General features: G+C 71.4%; 21 protein-coding genes and 1 tRNA gene. 5 read left to right on the forward strand and 17 right to left on the reverse strand.

Features of this window, described 5'->3' with window-relative positions; genetic code table 11:
• From ABXS86_RS05650 to ABXS86_RS05660, 3 genes are all read right to left on the reverse strand, one after another.
• On the reverse strand, nt 1–1,368 hold the full coding sequence (locus ABXS86_RS05650; RefSeq protein WP_307209923.1) for a homoserine dehydrogenase: 1,368 nt from the start codon (nt 1,366–1,368) through the stop codon (nt 1–3).
• On the reverse strand, nt 1,365–2,795 hold the full coding sequence (gene lysA / locus ABXS86_RS05655) for a diaminopimelate decarboxylase (RefSeq protein ID WP_353665892.1): 1,431 nt from the start codon (nt 2,793–2,795) through the stop codon (nt 1,365–1,367). The genes ABXS86_RS05650 and lysA overlap by 4 nt, the downstream gene beginning before the upstream one ends.
• 136 nt (nt 2,796–2,931) lie before the next feature.
• Nucleotides 2,932–5,223: a M60 family metallopeptidase gene (locus ABXS86_RS05660; protein ID WP_353665893.1), complete on the reverse strand. Its 2,292-nt coding sequence runs from the start codon at nt 5,221–5,223 to the stop codon at nt 2,932–2,934.
• A 220-nt stretch (nt 5,224–5,443) separates the two neighbouring features.
• On the opposite strand from ABXS86_RS05660, the gene ABXS86_RS05665 reads away from it, so the two are divergent.
• Entirely contained in the window at nt 5,444–6,529 is a 1,086-nt protein-coding gene (locus ABXS86_RS05665) for an ATP-binding protein (RefSeq protein ID WP_353665894.1), read from the forward strand.
• Between the two features lie 25 nt (nt 6,530–6,554).
• Here the strand turns inward: ABXS86_RS05665 and ABXS86_RS05670 are convergent, their stop codons facing one another.
• The 6 genes from ABXS86_RS05670 to ABXS86_RS05695 are packed head-to-tail and all read right to left on the reverse strand — an operon-like array spanning nt 6,555 to nt 11,846.
• Nucleotides 6,555–7,337, reverse strand: coding sequence for a DUF2993 domain-containing protein (locus ABXS86_RS05670; RefSeq protein ID WP_353665895.1), 783 nt, complete (start codon nt 7,335–7,337; stop codon nt 6,555–6,557).
• 3 nt (nt 7,338–7,340) lie between these two features.
• The gene (gene argS, locus ABXS86_RS05675) at nt 7,341–9,005 is read right to left on the reverse strand and encodes an arginine--tRNA ligase (RefSeq protein WP_353665896.1); all 1,665 of its coding nucleotides are present in this window, start codon (nt 9,003–9,005) and stop codon (nt 7,341–7,343) included.
• A 48-nt stretch (nt 9,006–9,053) separates the two neighbouring features.
• Complete coding sequence (locus tag ABXS86_RS05680; RefSeq protein WP_353665897.1) at nt 9,054–9,857, reverse strand: transglutaminase-like domain-containing protein; 804 nt, start codon at nt 9,855–9,857, stop codon at nt 9,054–9,056.
• Between the two features lie 54 nt (nt 9,858–9,911).
• Nucleotides 9,912–10,406 carry a hypothetical protein gene (locus ABXS86_RS05685; RefSeq protein WP_353665898.1) on the reverse strand — a complete coding sequence of 165 codons (495 nt, stop codon included), beginning with the start codon at nt 10,404–10,406 and terminating at the stop codon, nt 9,912–9,914.
• Nucleotides 10,403–11,560, reverse strand: a complete 1,158-nt coding sequence (locus ABXS86_RS05690) for a serine/threonine-protein kinase (protein WP_353665899.1) — start codon at nt 11,558–11,560, stop codon at nt 10,403–10,405. Before ABXS86_RS05690 ends, ABXS86_RS05685 begins: the two co-directional genes overlap by 4 nt.
• Nucleotides 11,561–11,591: 31 nt before the next feature.
• Nucleotides 11,592–11,846 (reverse strand): DUF6458 family protein, encoded by a 255-nt coding sequence (locus ABXS86_RS05695; RefSeq protein WP_307209905.1) that lies wholly within the window; start codon nt 11,844–11,846, stop codon nt 11,592–11,594.
• A gap of 109 nt (nt 11,847–11,955) precedes the next feature.
• Here ABXS86_RS05695 and ABXS86_RS05700 point away from each other — a divergent pair, with 109 nt between their 5' ends.
• Nucleotides 11,956–12,162 carry a DUF2188 domain-containing protein gene (locus ABXS86_RS05700; protein ID WP_353665900.1) on the forward strand — a complete coding sequence of 69 codons (207 nt, stop codon included), beginning with the start codon at nt 11,956–11,958 and terminating at the stop codon, nt 12,160–12,162.
• Nucleotides 12,163–12,215: 53 nt separating this feature from the next.
• Here ABXS86_RS05700 and ABXS86_RS05705 read toward each other — a convergent pair.
• From ABXS86_RS05705 to ABXS86_RS05740, 8 genes are all read right to left on the reverse strand, one after another.
• A tRNA-Arg gene (locus ABXS86_RS05705) sits at nt 12,216–12,288 on the reverse strand.
• A gap of 91 nt (nt 12,289–12,379) precedes the next feature.
• A complete protein-coding gene (locus tag ABXS86_RS05710) occupies nt 12,380–12,550 on the reverse strand; it encodes a hypothetical protein (RefSeq protein ID WP_186325384.1) in 171 nt (56 codons plus the stop codon).
• Nucleotides 12,551–12,633: 83 nt separating this feature from the next.
• The gene (locus ABXS86_RS05715; RefSeq protein ID WP_144828624.1) at nt 12,634–13,083 is read right to left on the reverse strand and encodes a hypothetical protein; all 450 of its coding nucleotides are present in this window, start codon (nt 13,081–13,083) and stop codon (nt 12,634–12,636) included.
• 65 nt (nt 13,084–13,148) lie between these two features.
• The gene (locus ABXS86_RS05720; RefSeq protein ID WP_307209899.1) at nt 13,149–13,427 is read right to left on the reverse strand and encodes a hypothetical protein; all 279 of its coding nucleotides are present in this window, start codon (nt 13,425–13,427) and stop codon (nt 13,149–13,151) included.
• Between the two features lie 171 nt (nt 13,428–13,598).
• Nucleotides 13,599–14,768 (reverse strand): RtcB family protein, encoded by a 1,170-nt coding sequence (locus tag ABXS86_RS05725; RefSeq protein ID WP_307209897.1) that lies wholly within the window; start codon nt 14,766–14,768, stop codon nt 13,599–13,601.
• Nucleotides 14,769–15,119: 351 nt separating this feature from the next.
• A complete protein-coding gene (locus ABXS86_RS05730) occupies nt 15,120–15,473 on the reverse strand; it encodes a hypothetical protein (RefSeq protein ID WP_186325385.1) in 354 nt (117 codons plus the stop codon).
• A 69-nt stretch (nt 15,474–15,542) separates the two neighbouring features.
• Nucleotides 15,543–15,680 (reverse strand): hypothetical protein, encoded by a 138-nt coding sequence (locus ABXS86_RS05735; protein ID WP_186325386.1) that lies wholly within the window; start codon nt 15,678–15,680, stop codon nt 15,543–15,545.
• A gap of 38 nt (nt 15,681–15,718) precedes the next feature.
• On the reverse strand, nt 15,719–16,270 hold the full coding sequence (locus ABXS86_RS05740) for a MarR family winged helix-turn-helix transcriptional regulator (RefSeq protein WP_353665901.1): 552 nt from the start codon (nt 16,268–16,270) through the stop codon (nt 15,719–15,721).
• Nucleotides 16,271–16,386: 116 nt separating this feature from the next.
• On the opposite strand from ABXS86_RS05740, the gene ABXS86_RS05745 reads away from it, so the two are divergent.
• From ABXS86_RS05745 to ABXS86_RS05755, 3 genes are all read left to right on the forward strand, one after another.
• Nucleotides 16,387–16,767 (forward strand): hypothetical protein, encoded by a 381-nt coding sequence (locus tag ABXS86_RS05745; protein ID WP_353665902.1) that lies wholly within the window; start codon nt 16,387–16,389, stop codon nt 16,765–16,767.
• Between the two features lies 1 nt (nt 16,768).
• On the forward strand, nt 16,769–17,104 hold the full coding sequence (locus tag ABXS86_RS05750) for a hypothetical protein (RefSeq protein ID WP_307209888.1): 336 nt from the start codon (nt 16,769–16,771) through the stop codon (nt 17,102–17,104).
• A gap of 190 nt (nt 17,105–17,294) precedes the next feature.
• Nucleotides 17,295–17,435, forward strand: coding sequence for a hypothetical protein (locus tag ABXS86_RS05755; protein WP_307209886.1), 141 nt, complete (start codon nt 17,295–17,297; stop codon nt 17,433–17,435).

The following is a 17,435-nucleotide window of genomic DNA, read 5'->3' on the forward strand; positions in this document are numbered from 1 at the left end:
TCAGTTCCCTTCCACACGCAGCACGGAGACCACGCGCTCGACGACGCCGCTCGCGGCGAGACGCTCGACGGTCTCACTCAAATCCTGCTCGCGGGCCTTGTGTGTTCCGATGACCAGGCGGGCCGATCCCGCGCCGGTCGCTGAGCCTTCTGCTTCGTTCGCTGAGCCCGTCGAAGCGACGGCGTCGGAAGACGCCTCGATGACGGTCTGCTCGACGGTCGCGATCGACACGCGACCTTCGCTGAGGATGCCCGCGACGGTGGCCAGCACGCCCGGCTGGTCGTCGACCTCGAGCGTGATCTGGTAGCGCGTGATGACGTGCCCGATCGGCACGGCGGGCAGGTTGGCACGGGTCGACTCGCCCACGCCGATGCCGCCGGCGATGTGGCGGCGCGCGGCCGAGACGACGTCGCCGAGCACGGCCGAGGCGGTCTGCACGCCGCCGGCGCCGGCGCCGTAGAACATCAGGTCGCCCGCGGCCTCGGCCTGCACGAAGACGGCGTTGTTCGCGCCGTGGACGCTCGCCAGCGGGTGCGTGCGTTCGACGAGCGCGGGGTACACGCGCACCGAGATCGACTCGCCGCCGCCGTTCTCGCCGGCGAGGCGCTCGCACACGGCGAGGAGCTTGATGACGTAGCCCGCGTGCCGGGCCGACTCGATCATCGCGGCGTCGACCGTGGTGATGCCCTCGCGGTGCACGGCGTCGAGCGGGACGGTGGTGTGGAAGGCGAGGCTCGCGAGGATCGCGGCCTTCTGCGCGGCGTCGTAGCCCTCGACGTCGGCGGTGGGGTCGGCCTCGGCGTACCCGAGGGCCTGCGCCTGGGCGAGCACGTCGCCGAAGTCGGCGCCCTCGGTGTCCATGCGGTCGAGGATGTAGTTGGTCGTGCCGTTGACGATGCCCATGATGCGCACGACCCGGTCGCCGGCGAGCGAGTCGCGCAGCGGCCGGATGATGGGGATCGCACCCGCGGCGGCGGCCTCGTAGTAGACCTCGGCGCCCACCTGGTCGGCGGCCTCGAAGACCTCGGAGCCGTGCGTGGCCAGCAGCGCCTTGTTGGCGGTGACGACGTCGGCGCCCGAAGCGATCGCGTGCAGCACCTGCGTGCGGGCGGGCTCGATGCCGCCCATGAGCTCGATGACGATGTCGCTTCCGACGATCAGGGTGTCGGCGTCGGTGGTGAACAGCTCGCGCGGCAGGTCGACGTCGCGCTTGGCGTCGAGGTCGCGCACGGCGATGCCGGCGAGTTCGAGCTTCGCTCCCGCGCGGTCGGCGAGCTCGTCGCCATGCTTGAGAAGCAGGTCGGCGACCTGCGAGCCGACGGCGCCGGCGCCGAGGAGCGCCACGCGGAGCGTGCGGTAGTCGGTCATTCGGTGTCTCCGTGGGGTGTTTTCGTGGGGGCGGATGCCGGGATCCCGGCGTCGCGCGCGAGCAGGTCGTGGATGCTCTCGCCGTGGACGATCACGCGGGCCCGACCGTCGCGCACGGCGACGACCGGCGGACGCGGGGTGTAGTTGTAGTTGCTCGCGAGCGAGAAGCAGTAGGCGCCGGTGGCGGGGACGGCCAGCAGGTCGCCCGGGGTGACGTCGCCGGGCAGGTACTCGGCATCCACCACGATGTCGCCCGACTCGCAGTGGTGGCCGACGACGCGCGACAGCGCCGGGGTCGCGGGGCTCGTGCGCGAGACCAGTCGCGCCGAGAAGTCCGCACCGTAGAGGGCGGGCCGGGCGTTGTCGCTCATGCCGCCGTCGACGCTGACGTAGGTGCGGTCGAGGTCCTCACCCGCGGTGACGGTCTTGACCGTGCCGACCTCGTAGAGGGTGATGCCGGCCTGACCGACGATGACGCGGCCGGGCTCGGTGGCGACGTCGGGCATCGGGATGCCGCGCACCGCGCACTCGTCGGCGATGGCGTCGACGATGCCGTCGGCGATCTCCTCGATGGGCTTCGGGTCGTCGACCGAGGTGTACGAGATGCCGAAGCCGCCGCCGACGTTGAGCAGGGGGATCTCTCCCCCGGCCAGCAGGTCGGCGTGCAGGTCGACGAGGCGTGCGGCCGACTCGCGGAAGCCGGAGGAATCGAAGATCTGCGAGCCGATGTGGGCGTGCAGACCGACGAAGCGCAGGCTGGACAGCTCGCGGATGCGGGCCACGGCTTCGGCCGCCCCCTCGAGCGAGAAGCCGAACTTCTGGTCTTCGTGGGCGGTGGCGAGGAACGCGTGGGTCTCGGCGTGCACGCCCGTGCGCACGCGCACGAGCACCGACTGCACGGCGCCGCGACGCTCGGCGATCGCGGCGAGACGCTCGATCTCGATGGGGCTGTCGACGACGACCGAGCCGATCCCCACCTCGACGGCGCGTTCGAGTTCGGACACGCTCTTGTTGTTGCCGTGGAAGCCCAGACGTGCCGGGTCGGCACCGGCGGCGAGCGCGACCTCGAGCTCACCGCGCGTGCAGACGTCGACGGCGAGTCCCTCGTCGACGACCCAGCGCACGACCTCGGTCGAGAGGAACGCCTTGCCGGCGTAGTACACGCGGGCCCGGATGCCGTGGCGCGCGGCCGCGGCGTCGAAGGCGGCGCGAGCGCGACGCGCGTGGGCACGCACTTCGTCTTCGTCGAGCACGTAGAGGGGGGTGCCGAAACGGTCGCGGAGGTCGAACACCGACACCCCGCCGACCTCGACGGAGCCGTCGGCGACGCGGTGTGCGGACGAGGGCCAGACGGAGGCGACGAGCTCGTTCGCTTCGGCCGGGGCGGTGAGCCAGGCGGGCACGAGCGCGGAGTGCGAGGCGGACACAGGGGGACCAATCGGGTTTGCGGCGACGCGACGGCCGCGGATCACGGCTCCCACCCGCGCGGAGAGTCACGCGGCGGGCAGTCCTTGCAGTCTAGGGCACGTCGTATGCCGCACCTTTCCCACGCCGGGCCGACGGTCACACCACGAAACGCCCCCCTCGGATCGCGAGGGTCTGCGGCCGCGTGGTCACCGCGTCGACCCGGACGCTGTCGCGGTACACGCGCACGCGGTCGACCTCCGCGGCGTTCACGACGAGGGCGAAGCCGTCGGCCACGGGGAAGCCGTCGAGGGCGGTCACGACCTTGTCGTGCGTCTCGTCGCCGTTCACCGACACGCTCACGAGCTCGGCGCCGTCGGCATCCGTCAGGGTGAGCTCGTAGTAGAGCCGCCCCTGGAAGTAGTAGTCGTGCGGGCGGATGCCGGTGGAGGTCGCGGTCAGGTGGGTTCCGTCGCGACTGATCCCGACCCACCCGGCGAGCCAGTCCATGATCCCGACGAACTGCAGTCCCGAGGTGACGTTGACCGGTGCGGTACGCCACAGCGCCTCGAGCGTGCCGTCGGCGCTTTGCAGCACCACCGTGACGCGGCCGTCGGTTCCGACGTCGTTCGCCGTCGACTCGGCGGCGACGACGGCGCTCGTCGCCCCGCCCAGCGTGGACAGGCCGGTCACGCGACCGGACGAGCCGTCGTGCTCGCCCAGGTCGATCGTCCCGTCGACGAGCGAGAGCGATCCGACGGGGAGGTCGTAGCCGACGGCGCGCTCCACGACCGCGTCGTGGGAGTCGACGGCCGCCCAGATCGGGTTCTGCAGCGCCGGGTACGCCGAGAGGGACGACAGCACGGATGCCGACAGGGGCACGCCCCACTCGGTGAAGAACGGACCCAGGTCGCGGTCGGCGACCCGCGACGCGATCTCGGCGAAGAGGTCTTTCTTGTCCTGGTCGGGCTCGGGCATCGACAACCCGCGGATGCGCCGTACGCGGTACTCCTGGTTCAGCGCGGGATAGAAGGCGTCGCCGAAGGATCGGCGGAGCTGTTCGAACAGGTAGAGGCCGAGGAACGGATCGTCGGCGGTCAGCTGCGCGTGGTCGCGCTCGTCGACCGGGCGGGCGAGGTACTGCGCGGCGCGGTCCTTGCGGTCGGCCTCGTCGTCGAGACGGTTCTCACCGGTCAGCCGGTTCTGCAGGGCGAGGGCCGAGATGTTGACGGTGACCTCCATCAGCCCGCTCCACCGGTAGGCCGGCGCCTGGAAGGTGTGACCGACCTCGTGCCAGATCCCCCAACTGTCGGTGTCGGTCAGCAGGGTCTCGCTCGCCCCGGTGTCGACCTGGAAGCACACCCACTGGCTCGTCGCGAACGCCCACCCGCCGCCGGAGTCGGGCCCGCCGAAGTACACGCGACCCGGGTTCTCGCGCGCGGCCCCGACCGCGGCGCGCGAGAGCCCGTAGACGTCGCAGGTGTACGCCACGACCCGGTCCAGACGCAGGACGACGTCGGCCGGATCCCACGCCACGCCACGCGACGCCAGGTCGTCGACCACCCGTCGCTGCACGTCGGCGAAGGCCCGCTCCCCCACCAGCGTCACGGCCGGGGCGGCCGACCACGCGGCGAGCTGGGCGGCGAACTCGTCGGGCTTGGTCTGATCCTTCACCCACACCGGGTGCGGGGCTCCACCGGAGATCGTCAGGGCTCCGGAGCGTTCGGTGGAGCCGTTGCGGACGAAGACGAGGCCGTCCTGGGGCGCCGTGATGCTGTGCGCACCCGGCGACAGGGCGATCACGCTGAGGTCCTGCTGCTGTCCCGCATTGAAGGCGCGCCACGGTCCACGAACCCCGATCACGAGCGACATGCCGGCGGGCGCGTCGGCTGCGACGACGACGTCGAGCGCGTCGCCCGCGAAGACGTACCGCCCGGTCGGCTGCAGGTCGCTGTGGGCGAACTGGCGGTTCTCGACCGCGGCGACATCGTCCTGACTCCCGTGCGGGAGCGCGATCACACGCGTGGTCGCGCCCGAGGAGTCGTGCGTCGAGGCCCGCGGCGCCCGCACCTCGATGGCGCAGCTCGCGGTTCCCGACGCGGCGGCCACCGAGAGGGTGCCCCCGCCCGCTGCGGCGTCGCCGCGGACGCGCAGTGTCGTCTCGTACACCCCCGTCGCGTCGGTCAGACCCGCGGGCTGGTCGATGACCCCCTGGTCGGGCTCGCCCAGCGCGAGCACGACGGGTCGTCCTGCGAGCGGCGCGCCGTCGTCGGGGCTCGTGACGCGCACCGCGACCACCTCGTCGGGATAGGCCCACGCGGGCGAGGTCGTCACCGTCCAGCCGCGCACGGCGCTCGAGGTCGACGCGGGCGCGGCCGCGACGGCAGCCACTGCGGGGACGGCCCAGGCACCGGCGGCGAGCACGCTGCGACGGGTGAGGGGGATGCTCATCGATCGGCCTCCGGATCGGGGTCGGCCCGTCGCGGGAGATCCGGCGGGCGCGGGGCAGCGTACGGCCGGGCGCTCCGCGCGCCCCGCCCGCGCCTCGCCGGGACACTCCCCCGAGCGCGGACCAAAGAAGCGCCACCCACGGGTGAGGCCGCGGGCGATGCGCGGGCACCCCCTCCGGGCCGGCGACGGCCGCGGGCGGACCGCGACCTAGGGTGGCCCGGTGTCGTCCTGCCCCACCGTGCCCCCGCTCCTCGTCGACGCCGTCGGATCACGCGTGGCGATCGACCATTCCGGGCTCGACCCCGACGCACGGGCCGCGGTCGAGAGCGCGTGGCGCGACGCCCGCAGCCGCGACGCCGTTGCTCCGGACGCCACCGTCGTCGCCGACCCGTCGATCTCTCGCGCGCGCATGCTCTCCGACCTGTCGAGCGCCGTCACGCAGGCCGCGATCGGCGCCGGGCGCGGAAAGCGCTGGATGCTGCACGCGGCGGGCCTCGCGGCATCCGACGGACGGGTGATCGTGCTGGTCGGCGCCTCGGGCGCGGGCAAGACCACCGCGACGCGCACCCTCGCCCGTCGATGGGGCTACGTCTCGGACGAGACGGTCGGCATCGACCTCGACGGCACCGTGCACCCGTACCGCAAGCCGCTGTCGATCATCACCGACGGCCACGAGGTCAAAGTGCAGCGCGCCCCCGGCGACCTCGACCTGCGCGGGCTCGAATCGACCCGCCTGCGGGTGGGCCGCATCGTGCTGCTCGACCGCCGCGCCGGCCTGCGGCGAGCCCGGCTGGTGCCCGTGTCGCCGGCCGAGGCCCTCACCGCCTGCGCCCCGCACTCGAGCGCGATCACCTCGCTGCCGCGGCCGCTCCACGCGATCACGCGTCACCTCGACGCGACCGGCGGCGCACTCCGGGCGGAGTACACCGAGGCGGAGCAGCTGCTCGCACTGTGCGACGACCTCGACCTCGCGGCCGCGCCGATCGAACGGCCCCCGCTCGACGACGTTCCGCTGCAGGTCGCAGAGGCGGCGGGGGGCCCGCGATATCGGCTGGCGGATGCCGTGGACTCCCTGTCGTTCGACGACGGGCGCCTCGCCGTGCTCACCGCCACCTCCGCGGGGGCGGGCACCCTGCGCGTGCTGGCGGGGCTGGCTCCTTCGCTGTGGAAGGCCGCCGACGGCGCGACGCTGGACGCACTCGAGGACGCGGTGATGCACGGGCTCGGCGACGAGACGGCGGGTCCCGCGGTGCGCGGCATCCTGGATCAGCTCGTCCAGGCCGAACTGCTGCACGTCGAGGCCTGACGCGCCCACGGCGCGCGGGAGCGGCTCAGCCGCAGCTGCCGTCGGCCTGCAGCGCGGGGTCGTCGAGGATGCCGCCGGCGACGTCGAAGGTCGCGACGAGGTCCTGCCCCTGCACGGTCGCCGAGGTGAGCGTGAGCCCTGCCGGAAGGCGATCGGCGATGCACAGGGTCTGCGTCTGCACCAGCGGATCGGCGACGCCGCCGAACTGACCGCGGAGGGTGTCGGCGTCGATCGCGTTGCCGCCCACCGAGAAGGCGGAGGGCGTGAGGGTCAGGTCGCCCTCGGCCGCACCGGGAGCCACCGTGGCCCCGATGGGGATGGCGATGCCGAACAGCGACAGCGAGGTCTCGAAGGTCACGTCAGGGGCGGCCACGGTGACGGTGCCCGAGGGGAAGTCGGGGATCTGCGCGAGCAGCGACCGCAACTGGTCCTGGTCCACCCGCACCGAGGCGACTCCCCCGTCGGCCGCCGACGCGCCAGAGACGGGGACTCCGCGCAACTCCACGCGCACGTCCCCGGTGATGGGGCCGAGCGTGACGTCGTCGGACGACACCGTGACGTCGTCGAGCCGCCCCGTGATGACCTGCGGCAGCACGAGGCCGCTGAGCTGCACGTCGACGTCCTGATCGGCGGGGAGACCGACGTTCTTCACCACGAGCGTGCGGACCGTCCCGGTCACCACCGAGCGCGCGATGAACTCCGCCGCCACGACCGCGGCGACCAGCAGCACCACGACCACGACGAGCACCGCGATCCACCGCCCGCGACGGCGGCGGGGCGCTCGGGCGGGGGCCGCGGCGTCGGTCATCGGTTACATCCGCTCCGGAGCGCTGACGCCCAGCAGGGTCAGGCCGTTGCGCAGCACCTGGCCGGTCGCGTCGTTCAGCCACAGACGCGTGCGGTGCACCGGCTCGACCGGCGCGTCGCCCTGCGGGATCACGCGGCAGTTGTCGTACCAGCGGTGGTAGAGACCCGCGAGCTCCTCGAGGTAGCGCGCGACGCGGTGCGGCTCGCGCACCTCGGCGGCGTAGGCGAGGATGCGCGGGAACTCCTGCAGCGCGCCCAGCAGAGCCGACTCGGACTCGTGAGCGAGCAGCTCGGGCGCGAACTCGGACCGCTCGACCCCGGAGGCGTGCGCGTTGCGCGCGACGTTGTGCGTGCGCGCGTGGGCGTACTGCACGTAGAACACCGGGTTGTCGTTCGTGCGCTTCTGCAGCACGTCGAGGTCGATGTCGAGGTTGGAGTCGGCCGAGCTGCGCGTGAGGGCGTAGCGGGCGGCATCCACCCCGACGATCTCGACGAGGTCTTCGAGCGTGACCACGGTGCCGTTGCGCTTGGACATGCGCATCGGCTGGCCGTCGCGCACCAGGTTGACCATCTGGCCGATGAGCACCTGCAGGTTGACGTAGGGCTGATCGCCGAAGGCGGCGCACATCGCCATGAGGCGCTGGACGTAGCCGTGGTGATCGGCGCCGAGCATGATGATGCAGCGGTTGAAGCCGCGCTCGCGCTTGTTCAGGTAGTAGGCCAGGTCACCGGAGATGTAGGCCGGGTTGCCGTCGGACTTGATGACGACGCGGTCCTTGTCGTCGCCGAACGCCGTCGAGCGCAGCCACGTGGCGCCGTCGGCCTCGAAGATGTGCCCGAGCTCGCGCAGGCGGGCGACGGCGCGCTCCACCGCACCCGAGTCGTGCAGGTCGTTCTCGTGGAAGTACACGTCGAAGTCGACGCCGAACTCGTGGAGCGACTGCTTGATCTCGCCGAACATGAAGTTCACGCCGAGCTCGCGGAAGGCCTCCTGCTTGGCATCCGCGTCGAGGGCGTCGATGTCGCCGTCGTACGCCTCTGCCACGCGCTTCGCGATGTCGCCGATGTAGGCGCCGCCGTAGCCGTCTTCGGGGGTCGGGTCGCCCTGGTGCGCGGCGACGAGGCTGCGCGCGAAACGGTCGATCTGCGCGCCGTGGTCGTTGAAGTAGTACTCGCGGGTGACCTTCGCACCCTGCGACGCCAGGATGCGCGCGAGGGCGTCTCCGGCCGCGGCCCAACGGGTGCCCCCGAGGTGGATGGGTCCGGTGGGGTTCGCGCTGACGAACTCGAGGTTGATGATCTCGTCGCTGCGCGTCTCGTTCGTGCCGAACGCCGCGCCCTGGTCGACGATGAGCTTCGCCAGCGCGCCCGCCGCGGCGGCGTCGAGGCGGATGTTGATGAAGCCCGGGCCGGCGACCTCGACGCTCGCGACGCCGTCGACGGCCTCGAGGCCCGCGGCGATCTCGGCCGCGAACTCGCGCGGGTTCGCCCCGACGACCTTCGACAGCTTCAGCGCCGCGTTGGAGGCCCAGTCGCCGTGGTCGCGGTTCTTCGGCCGCTCCAGCGGCAGATCGGCGGCGGTCAGCCCCGCCGACGAACCCTCGCGTCGCGCCTCGGCGAGCGGAGCGATGACGGCGAGAAGGGCGACGGAGAGGGCTGCAGGATCCATAACCCTGCAATTCTAGGCGGAGCGGACGGCCCGACCCTCCGTTCGCCCTCAGGCGATCTGCACCAGGACCCGGTGGTCGTCGGGCCCGACGGGGGCCTCGTCTTCGAGCACCGCATCGACGCGCATGCTCTCGAGGCCGACGTACCCGCCGTGATAGCTGAGGAAGGCGCAGTCCGCGGCGTCGCGCCCCGTCGCGATGCGCACCAGCGACCGGCGGTCCGACAGGCGCGTCGCGTCGATGACGTGCCACTGTCCGTCGAGGTACGCCTCGGCGACCGCGTGGAAGTCCATGGGCACGAGGCCCGGCGCGTAGCAGGCGGCGTAGCGGGCGGGGACGTCCATCGCGCGCAGCAGGGCGATCACGAGATGCGCATAGTCGCGGCAGACGCCCTGACCGCTCGCCAGCGTGGTGACGGCACTGTCGGTGCCGAGGCTGAGCCCGGGTGAATAGGTGACGGTGGATGCCACGAACTCCGATACCGCGTCGATGAGGTCGGCGCCGGCCAGTCCGCGGAACTGCCGGCGGGCCTGCCCGAAGACCTCGTCGGACTGGCAGTACCGACTCGGACGGAGGTAGGCGATGGTGTCGAGCGCGCTCGTCGCCGGCGGCGTCGCGCGCGCGTCGATGACGGCCTCGTAGCGGATGCTCAGCGGACCCTGGTCGCCGGTCAGCCGGTGCAGACGACTCCCGGCGGCGTCGACGAGCTCGGTGGCCGCCCACGTGAGGTCACCCCTCGAGAAGGTCAGCGTCTCCTCCGAGAGGGGCACGCCGCGCGCGGCGGTGATCTGGAAGATGAGGTCGACGGACGTCCCCAGATCGAGGTCGAGTTCGGCGGTCACGCGGCGCGGCACCGAGCAATCCTCGCACGCGGTGCGCACCGCGCGGGCCGCCGCGACGAGCGGGGTTCAGCCCTTCTTGCCCGGACCACCGCCGGGCCCGCCGCCGTCCTTGCCGGGACCCTTGCCGTTGCCGTTGTTCCCGGGCTCGGGCGCCTTGTCGGCGGGGCCGTCGTTCGACGAATCGTCGCCACCGTCGTCGGTCACCGTGTCCTGCTGATCGTCGGTCCCGGACTCGGTGGTCTGCGAGGGCTCCGGTGTCGGGGTCGACGCCGGTGCCGGCACCAGCGAGGTGAGGTCGGCGCGAACGGTGGCGATGCGCGTGAGGATGGCGTCGGCCTCGTCGGCCGTGATCTCCCCCGCGTCGCGGCGCGCCGTGACCTCGGCCTCGAGGGCGTCGAGGCTCGTCAGGGCCGTCGAGTAGTCGCCCGTCGAGGCCTGCTTGGCGACCGTCTGCACGCTCTGCTGCCACGCGGTCGGCGTCGCGGCGGGCGGAGTGCAGCCCGCGAGGACGAACGCCGCCGCGACGGTCACGACGACCGCGGGAAGGGCGCGGCGCCTCACGGGGCTACCTCGTCGTAGAGGTCGTTCATGTGCTGGTCGAGGGGCTGCGGCAGTGTCGGCAGAGCGGGTTCGCTCGCGGCGCCCGTGTTGGTCATCGCGACGGCGGCGGTGATTCCCCCCGCGAGGAGGACGACGGCGACGACCGCGCCGATGATCAGCGTGCGCCGCGAGGGGCGCCGGTCCGACCGCGACTCCTTCGCCCCACCCGCATTGCGAGGCGACGGTTCGAAGACGCGCGTCGGCGCGGTCGACCCGGGCAGGGTCCGCGTCTGCGCGGCGGCCTCCGTCGAGGGCGGCGGCACCGCCACGTCGGACAGGGTGCGCAGCGCGACGATCAGGCCCGTGGCATCCGGTCTCTCGCTCGCTTCGATCGCCGTCATGCGCTCGAGCACCTCGCGCCACGCACCGGGGAGGTTCGCGGGCAGGTCGGGGGCCGAGACCAGTCGGGCCGCGAGCGCCTCGTGCGGCGTGCGCGAGCCGAACGGACGCGAGCCCGTGAGCGCCTCGAGCAGCACCAGGCCCAGCGAATACACGTCGCTCGCGGGGGCGGCGGGCATGCCACGCGCCTGCTCGGGGCTGAGGTAGGCGGCGGTGCCGATGACGGTGTCGGCCTTGGTCATGCGCGTCGCACCGACCAGGGAGGCGATGCCGAAGTCGGCGAGGGTGGCCCGCGGCATCTCGCCGGTGTGGGCGGCGGGGCGGATGAGGATGTTCGACGGCTTCACGTCGCGGTGCACGATGCCGCGCCCGTGGATGACCGCGAACGCCTCGGCGACCTCACGGCCGATGCGCGCGACCTCCGGGCCGGGGAGCGGTCCGCGCTCGATGCGCTCCGCGAGCGTGGGCCCCGCGATCAGCTCCATCGCGAGGTACGCCGGAGTCGCGTCGAGCTTCGCGTCGTAGAGCGTGACGAGCGAGGGGTGCGAAAGAGACGCCAACAGCCGGATCTCGGACCGCACCCGCGCCACATCCGAGGGGTCGGCACCGTCGCCGTCGATGACCTTGAGCGCGAGCGTGCGCTCGAGCGCGGTGTCGACCGCCTCGTAGACGCACGCGTAACCGCCCCGGCCGAGGGTACGGCCGAGACGGTAGCGACCGTCGAACAGATCGTCGACGGCGGGGTCGTAGGCGACGGTGGGTGTCGGTTCGCTCATGGGTGTCCTCCGGGGCGGCGGCCCCGCCGCGTCACACGAGGGGGTCGTTGTCGGAGCGCGTGGTCGACCGGGTGACCTGCGCGCCCCCGACGCCTTCGGTGCGGGTGACCGTGTCGGTTTGGCGACGACGCACGAGCAGCACCACACCGATGAGGAAGACGACGACGCCCGCACCCATCATGATGTAGCCGATCGTGGTCAGGTCGACGAACTGGTTGGGCAGATCCACCGCGAACGCGAGGATGGCGCCGATGACGAACAGCGCGATGCCGGCTCCGATGCTCATGATGAACCCCTTTCGAAGGTGCCCCCAGCATGGCAAGGACGGGGCTGATGCCGTATGCGCTTGACAACGGCTGTCAAGAGCGGTGCGGCGCCCGGCACGGGGGTGTGACATGGATGCCATGAGCCAGAACGACGTGACCACCCGATCCAACCGCGGCCAGTGGGAGAACTCCGTGGAGGGACGCCCCGAACTCTCGGCGAGCTTCTCGAGCCGGGAGGAGGCGGTCGATCAGGGTCGCGCCGTCGCCGACGAACTCGGTTCGCAGCACCTCGTCGAAGACGCCGAGCCGACCGGAGCCGTCACCGACGAGGGCTGACCCCCCGGGGAACGACGAAGGCCGCGATCGATGCGATCGCGGCCTTTTCTCGGTGCCCCCGACAGGAATCGAACCTGCGACCTTTGGTACCGGAAACCAACGCTCTATCCCCTGAGCTACGGAGGCGGACCGGTCAAGGCTATCACCGCGCCCGGCGCCGCTCCGACGCGGATCGATGCCGCGGGGCGGGCTATCGCGCCACCCCGCGGCATCCGGATCACTCGTCGCCGATGACGCCGATGCCGGTGGCCTGGTGGTCGGCGTTGGGGTCGTCCTTCGACGGCGCCTTGGCCTCTTCGTCGACGTCGTTCTCCTGGCTGGGCTTGACCGTGTCGTCGTCGCCGAGGTCGGCGGCGTCGTCGGGGGTGGAGTTCTGCTGGTCGCTCATGCGGGTCCCTTCGTCGCGTGGACCCCCAGCCTCGCAACCGCGACCCGGCGGAGGCACCGGCTTGACCGCGACGGCCGCCGGCTCTAGCGGCCGAAGAGCCCGCGCACGCGTCGACCGATGGCCTGCGTGAGGATGACCTGGCGGCCATTCACATCGACGGTGAGCGTGGAGCCGGCCAGGCCCCGGCCGCGCACCGGCTCGGCGTCACCGCGCACGTAGGCCTCGGCGACGTCGACGTACACCGCGAGCAACTGCGCGCTCTGGTCCTTTGACGAGTTCGCATCGACGATCTGCACCCGATGGCCGGTGTCGGTCTCGACCGAGAACCAGCGCGACCCGGGGGTCGACACCAGCGCCCACCTGTCACCGCGGGCAAACCGCGCCCACGCGGCGCCGTCGCGCAGCTCGGTCGTCACCGCCAGATCGGCCTGCGCGAGCGCGAGCACCTCGAGCATGGCCAGCGCCTCGGCGGCGGTGACGTAGTCGCCGCGGTCGGCGCTCAGCCCACCCCACTCGAACCGGCGTTCGCTCATGCCGTCGCCTCCTCGCCGCACGCTCTCGACAGAGCGTAACCCCGCTCGCGACGGCCGGCGTCGACTCAGGCGGGCCGCAGGCTGTCGTCGGGGTGCAGGCTGCGCAACGGCACGGAGCCGTCGACGATCGCCTGCAGAGCTCGCGGGCTGACCTCGAGCTCGGCCGAGATGGTCTCGATCGCGGCTCCCGACGACACGGCTTCGCGCAGGGCCGTCTCGGCCTCGCGGGAGGCGGCGTCGACCTCCCCCGCCGAGCTGAGGACGAACGCCGACAGGCGTTCCCTCGCGAGACGGATCCACGCGCGCTGTCGTTCTCGCCGGTCGGCGACCTGCGGTGGTGACACGGACTCAGGTGACATGGTTCGCACTCCAGGGGGAAGTGACGGCCCGCGCGGCTTCGCGAGCTCGCTTCCATGCTCACCGACCGAGGACGATCCCGCATCCTCCGGAAGAACGACATTCGGAGGATCGCAGACGGATGCCACGGGCGCTCGCTCGCGCCCGTGGCATCCGGTTCAGTCGCCCTTCACGTTGACGATCTGCCGCAGCACGTGTCGCACGCTCACCAGGTCAGCGGCGTCGGCCATGACCCGGTCGATCGGCTTGTAGGCCTGCGGGATCTCGTCGAGGAAGGCGTCGGTGTCGCGGTACTCGATGCCGCGCATCGCCTCACGCAGCTGCTCGTGCGTGAAGGTCTTGCGCGCAGCCGACCGGGAGTACTCCCGGCCCGCCCCGTGCGGCGACGAGTTGAGCGACACCGGGTCGCCCCTCCCCTCCACCACGTATGACGCGGTGCCCATCGACCCCGGGATCAGGCCCGGCCGACCTTCGTCGGCCATGATTGCGCCCTTGCGCGAGACCCACACCCGCTTGCCGAAGTGCATCTCGGACTCGGTGAAGTTGTGGTGGCAGTTGATCCGCTCGCGCTCTTCGACAGGGGTGTCGAGGAACCGACCGAGCTGGTTCGCGACGCGGTCCATCATCTCTTCGCGGTTGAGCAGCGCGAAGTGCTGGGCCCACCGCAGCTCGCGGATGTAGCGGGAGAACTCCGGCGTGCCCTCGACGAGGTAGGCGAGGTCGGGATGCGGCAGCTCGATCCACCACTGCGTCGCCAGGCGCTGCGCGACACCGATGTGGTGCTTCGCGATGCGGTTGCCGATGCCCCGCGACCCGGAATGCAGGAACATCCACACGTCGTCGTTCTCGTCGAGCGAGATCTCGATGAAGTGGTTGCCGCTGCCGAGCGACCCCAGCTGATGACGCCAGTGCCCCGCGTACGACGCCGGGTCGAACTCGGCCTTCTCGGCGCGGTCTTCGAGCTCGGCGATGCGCGGTTCGGCGGTCGCGACGATCTTGCGGTTGTCGCGGCCGGCCGACAGCGGGATGGCGCGCTCGATCTGCTGCCGCAGCTCGGACAGGTCGCGTCCGTCGAGGTCGGCGGCCGTGAACTGCGTCTTGACGGCGATCATTCCGCAGCCGATGTCGACGCCGACGGCGGCGGGCATGATCGCCCCGAGCGTGGGGATGACCGAGCCGACCGTCGCGCCGAGGCCGAGGTGGGCGTCGGGCATGAGGGCGATATGGGGGTGGATGAACGGCATCCGCGACGAGGTGCGGGCCTGTTCGACGGTCTTGTCGTCGATCAGGCTCGCCCACGACACGAGTCGTTCGGTGAGCTTCTGCATGATTCCTTTCCTTCGTGCGATGACGTCGTGCGGGTGGCCCGCAGACGTCGCGGGAGCGGCCTCGGATCGAGACGACTCCCCCACGAGGGAAAGAGAAAAGCCCCGACCTGACGGTGCGGGGCGTGAGCGGATGAGCTCTAGACGACCGGCGCCGGAGGGTACGACGAGAGAGGGAACGACTTGTTCGTTCCCTGCTGCTCCTGACGCAGATCGCGCATGGCGGTCATCGTCTCGTCCTCTCGGCCTTCCGTGCCGGCGGCACGGACTTGCGAACATAACGGATGCCGCCGCGGCGGGCAAGCATCGATTCGTCGCTCACCCGCGCGGCAGCGGAAATCACCCGGTGTGCCCTCAGGCCTGCGTGGGCTGATCGAAGTCCCAGTCGATGGGCTCGTCGTCGGCGTGAGGATCGGGGTCGACGGCGCGCAGGTGCGGTCGGGGGAACAGCCGGTGCTCCTTCAGCTCCTTCGCGGCGTGCGAGAAGTCGGGCTGCTCGTCATCCCACTCGAGGGGTGCCGACAAGACGTCGTTGCCGACGCCGATCACGAGCTCGGCCTGTGCGACCTTCTTGTCGTCGGTCACGATCGGAATGCTCACGGCCTCGGCCTGGCCCTCCTTGGCGACCGCCGCGGTCAGCTCGACCAGTGACGCCGCGACGTCATCGGTGGTGATCACGGTCTCGCCGGCATAGGTCACGCATCGCATGTACCCACACTGCGACCTCGCGTCCGCCGACGCCGGTGGGTTGCCTGGGAACGTCCCGTGCAGTACGGCTCAGTCGCGACGCTGCGTCGTGCGGAACATGGCCTCGTCGAGCTCGAACCACACCGCGCGCACGGTGTCGAACTCGCCGAAGGGCGCGGGCTGCGGGTCGCTGAGGGAGAGGCGGTAACCGCGGGGCAGATCATCCACGTGCTGTCCGTCGCGCGGGCCGCCGACGAGCACATAGATCACGGCGAATGGACCGCCGGGGTGTCGACCGCGACGCCGTCGACGGCGTCGCTCATGCGCTGCAGGAACGCCACGACCGCTGCGGACTCGTCGGGCGTCATGTCGATGACGGCGGCGAGCATGCGGTCGTGCATGTTGCCGAGCGTCTGTCGCACCTCGGCGTGAGCGCGCGGGGTGGCCTGGATGAAGATGCTGCGGCGGTCGTCGGGGTTGTTCGACCGCGTGATGTGCCCCGACCGCTCGAGACGGTCGAGGATCGCCGTGGTCGACGCCGTGGAGAGCCCGAGATACCTCGTCAGCTCCCCCGGCCGCACCCGCCGCGTGGAGTCGCGAAGCAGGTAGCGGAGCACGAGCAGTTCGTTCTCGCCCATCGACATGGAGTCGCGGGTACGACGACGCATCGCCACCTCGGCGGCACGGTAGATGCGCAGAGCCTCGAGCACCGCTTTGCTGCGGTGTCGTCGATCGCTCGGCTCGTCTCCGTACCAGTAGGTGACCTCGTCGGCTCCCGTGGGCGTGAGTCCGCGGGACGTGGTTTCGACGTCTGTCATGACACACTCCTCCCCGCTCTTCCCGGAACTGTACACCGGAAATAATAGTTAGACAAACTAGTTACTAATCGAGTATGTTCTAAGCACAGCTAATCGCTTCCGAAGGGAGTTCCCCCATGGGCCACCTGTACTACGGCACCGCGACCGAGTCGATCCAGATCCCGGACCGCCTGCTCTCCCACCTCAAGGTCGTCGTCACGACCAAGCTCCGCCGCAGCGAGAGCTTCACCCTCAGCTGGACGCACGTCGACGGCACCCCCGGCCGCTCCACCCTCTGGCTTCAGCCGGCGATCCCGATGCGTTTCGTCTTCGACAGCGCCGAGCCCGAGACCCTCAACGCCACCGTGCTGAAGAACATGGCCGACATGGCCAACTCCTCCGCCGGCCTGGTGGTCGACCTGCACGTCGACATCCCCACCAGCGAGGCGTCGCCTCGCGTCAGCCCCTCGCGGACGACGGCGCCTGCGCGTCGCCGCTCGCTGTCCGTGGCGGCCTGAGATGACCACGGCATCCATTCCCTCCACCCTCAGCGCCGCTCGCGTGCTCTGGGCCAACGTCGACACCGGATTCTGGGTCGCTCACCGCGGCGGCGAGTACTTCGGCTGCGTCGACGCCGTCTCGGGCGGGTATGTCTCGCGCGACGCGCACGGCATTCCGATCGGTCGCTACGACGCCCTCAGTGCCGCCAAGGCATCGCTGCGCACCACCTCCCACCCCGCGAATACCGCCCGTCGACACCGTTTCGAGCGGGCGAGCGTGCTGACGGCGACTGCGGTCGGCGGCACCGCCCTGGCTTTCGCCCTGACCGCCGGCGCCCTCGCGCCGCTGCTGTGATCGCGATGGGCGACATGGACCTGCGCGACGACGCCGACGACTTCGAGGATGCGGCGACCGCCGACTTCCGCGAGCGCTACGGCGTCACCCCGCTCTGACTCCCGACGCGTCCGAAGAGGCGCGTCGACCCCCTTGTCACCCGGGCGCCCGCGTGCGAGCGTCGCCGATACGTCGAACTCGAGGAGAAGCGATGACCACCCACGACAAGAGCACGCCCGACAACGACTCCGCCGGCGCGGGCAGCGAATCGCCCGAAGAGGGCGCGGCCGCCCAGCACGACGCCGACGAAGCGGCGACGACCGAGGGCTCGCCTGCCGGCGACATCAGCTGA

Origin of the sequence: Microbacterium sp. che218 (genome assembly GCF_040436305.1) — a bacterium.
GTDB classification, from domain to species: Bacteria; Actinomycetota; Actinomycetes; order Actinomycetales; family Microbacteriaceae; genus Microbacterium; species Microbacterium algihabitans.